Below are 3,068 nucleotides of genomic sequence, written 5' to 3'. Positions count from 1 at the left end.
TTCCACTCGTTGGCCGCCGCGTCCCAGGTGAACCAGTGGCTGGTGCCGTCACCGTCGGTCAGCGTGACCTTGGTGGGGTTCGGGTTCGGGTGGAAATCCAGCGGCGCGCCGAGGCGCATCATCGAGGACGCCTGCACCGACCAGCCGTAGCCGGCCACGGTGTCGCTGGTGTCCAACGAGTTGTAGGCCAGGCGTACGAACGTCGACAGACCCCGCGACGGGTTGTTGAACGCGTTGTACGACCAGACCGTGTTACCGGAGTACAGGTTGTTCATCACCGAGCCGCCGGCGCCGGTGTTCTTCCCCGCGTACGAGTAGAACTTCTCCAGACCCAACTGGTCCGAGGTCGGCTCCTCCACCGCCACGTTCTGCGGCAGCGGCTGGATCGCCGGAACGGTCTCCGACAGCTTCTTGCCGGTCAGCTTGTTGCGCAGGTCCCACTGCAGTACGTAGTCGGTGCGCTTGTTCCCGTCCGTCGACGACGGCGGGGTCTTCACCTGCGCGGCCACGTCGACCGTGCCGCCCGCCGGGACGCTCTTCGGCAACGCCGTCTTCAGCTCGAAGGTGGCGTCGGCGCCGTCGGTGACTCCGTCGGCCCGCTTCCAGTCGTACGCGAGCTCCCAGTCGGTCGGGTTCCACGCGGCGAGGGTCGGGTTGGACAGCGTCACCGGCACCGTGTACGTGGCGTTCGGCGTCGCCAGTTCCGGCGTCGACGCCGCGTAGTAGGTCGACTCGGCGTTCTGCTCGAGGTAGGTCACCTCCAGCGTCGGCCGCAGCAACGGCTCCTGCGCCTCCGAGGACAGCAGCATCGCCCGCGCGGTCTGGTTGACCTCGTCGCGCTGACGCAGCAACAGACCGAAGTTGCTCGCCGGGTTCTTCACCCAACCGTCCACCGCCGTGGTGACGTCCCAGTCCGCCCACTCCGGGTCGTTGGTGAACCCGGTGGCGTCCGCCTTCCAGGTGGTGTCGTAGTCACCACCGGCCGTGGTCCACGCGTTGACACCGTCGTAGGTGTTCCACGTGGCCTTGGTCTCGGTGAAGTTGCGCTTGAGTTTGTAGACGTCGACGTACTCGTTGGTGTCCGTGCCCGGGTACAGCGAGGTGTTGTACATCCGCAGCTCGGCACCGACGACCTTGGCGTCCGTGGGGATGCCGGTCAGCGTCGGGAACTTCACCACGCCACGGGTGTCGCCGTAGTAGGTGGAGTTGTTGCCGGGGCTGACGTACGGGTCACCGTCGTAGACGTCGACGTTCTCCGTCGGCCGTCCCGCCGCCAGAGTCGTGTCCGTGGTGCCCGTGCGGTAGATCCGGGTGATCTGACCCGCCTTCGGCAGGATCGCCGACTGCGTCGGACCGGCGATCAGCCGCCCGTCCTTGGTCTTCACCGCGACCATGTAGTAGTAGAACTTCCGCGCCAGCGGGTCGGTGTTGTCCGCCGGGGTGGGGATCGCGGTGGTGTCCTGGTAGGTCCGGGTACCGCTGGAGACCGGCGCGATGAGCGTGGCCGACGAGGGCGTGAACTCCTGGTAGATGCTGCGGTGCACCTGGTACTCGGCGATGTCCGTGCCCGCGTAGGCCGGCCAGTCGAGGACGGCACCCGTCGAGGTGATCGTGGTCGGCGGGTTCAGCGCCACGCCCGGGGTGCCCCAGGTGACCACCAGCTTCGGCAGGTTGTAGTCCCGCCGCGCGTTGTTGTAGGCGAACTCCGACGCCTCGAAGATCGGGCCGCCGCGGCCCTTCTTCGCCTCGTCGACCGCCTTGACCATGAAGCCGTAGTTCGGCTGGGTCTTGTTGACCCACTCCTGCACGGCGTTGCGGACCGGGAACGAGCTCCAGACGTTGGAGACGGCCGCCTTCTTGGTCGTCACGCCCCAGCGGGTGAAGCGGACCGCGTCCGCGATCACCGACTTGCCGGCCACGTCGCCCAGGACCACCTTGCCGGTGGTGCCCGCCGCGAACGGGTGCACGCCGAGGGTCTTCCACTCGCCGAGCCCGCTACCGGTCTGGTCCACGGTGTAGGTCTTCGACCCGCCGTTGTAGTAGACCGTGTACGGGGCGTTGGTCGGCCGGTCGGCCTCGCTGACGTAGTGAACCTCGACCTGGTAGTCACCCGACTCGGTGATCGTCGGCACCCAGGTGTGGGTGTTGCCGGTCGTGGTGTCGCTGTTGAACCGGTAGTCGCCGTTGATCGCCAGCGGCGTCAGCGCGGTGTTGGTCGAGTACGACCAGGTGCCGCTCACCGACGTGCCGGAGTCACCGTCGTCCTTGGTGACCATGTTGCCGGCCGGCTGCGCGGCCATGTTGGCGTTCATGCTCGCCCAGGTCGCGGTGCTCTCCACCCACGGCTGGGTGACCCGCCGGGCCTCCATCGCCACGTCGAAGCCCCACGCGTAGTGGGTCTGCGAGTAGTACATGTCGAGCCGCGCGTCGTCGATCGGCGTGTTCGCCGGGACCGAGCTGACGTCGAACTTGATCAGGGACCGCCACGACTGGGAGGCGTCCGTGCCCACCTTCAGCTGGTAGGTGTTGTTGTAGTTGGTCGTGGTGGCGCCGGAGTAGATCTGCACGTCCTGCGCGTCGGTCGGCACCGGCTGGACCTTGATGGTCGGGTCGACGACCACCGGGTAGTCACGCGCCGGGTCGGCCAACCAGCCGGCGTCGGGCGTGACGGTGATCGTCGTGATGGCACCCGACTGGGTCACCTTCTGGGTGACCTTGTCCGACCACGCCTTCCCGTGCGGGGAGGCCGCGTCGTCCTTGTCGTCGTACATGAACGGCGCCGGCATCTCGAAGTACGTCCGGCCGCCGTCCCGGCCGACGAACGCGACGGAGCCGTCCTGGCGCTGCTGCGCTACCAGGCCCGCGGTGTCGAGGGTGAACGTGTACGACACCGGCCCGCTCGGGGCCTGCCGCAGCACGATCTTCTCCTTCAACGCGGTGCTGGTCACGTCATAGACCACGTCCGCGCCGCCGGCCACACCGGCGTAGGTCACCGTCGAGCCGGACACCTTCGGCGTGACCGCCTTCGCGACACCCGAAAGACCCAGCTCGATGCTGCGACCGTCCCG

The 3,068-nt window shown here is 67.7% G+C and carries 1 protein-coding gene; it reads right to left on the bottom strand.

The features are described 5' to 3' along the window. The coding region (locus BXA10_RS30205) for a DNRLRE domain-containing protein (RefSeq protein WP_139338258.1) at nt 1–3,068 on the bottom strand (3,068 nt) is incomplete at both ends.

This window comes from Micromonospora avicenniae, from assembly GCF_900156065.1.
Classification (GTDB): Bacteria; Actinomycetota; Actinomycetes; order Mycobacteriales; family Micromonosporaceae; genus Micromonospora; species Micromonospora avicenniae.
Note: the sequence above shows the minus strand (reverse complement) of the source record. Positions and strands in the feature narration are given on the sequence as shown.